The sequence below is a fragment of the Massilia sp. NBRC 108631 genome (assembly GCF_059704565.1).
Window position 1 is genome coordinate 1 of sequence record NZ_BAAKJE010000002.1, and the last position, 209, is coordinate 209.

1 protein-coding gene is annotated in these 209 nt (G+C 64.1%); it reads left to right on the forward strand.

The window, feature by feature from the left end; all coding sequences use genetic code 11:
• Positions 1–209: hypothetical protein (locus AC6H42_RS00010; protein ID WP_497547105.1), on the forward strand; the 209-nt coding region annotated here is incomplete at both ends.

The following is a 209-nucleotide window of genomic DNA, read 5'->3' on the forward strand; positions in this document are numbered from 1 at the left end:
AACAACGTGCTGGTGAATGGCCGCACCATGACCAGCGACACCGGCGGCCGCGAGTTCTCCTTCGACCTGCTGTCCTCCGACCTGATCTCGAAAGCGCTGGTCTATAAGACCTCGCAGCCCTTCCTGCCAGAAGGCGGCATCGGCTCCACGGTCGATATCCAGACCGCGCGCCCGCTGTCCGGCAAGACCGGCCACTCCTCGGTGCTCAA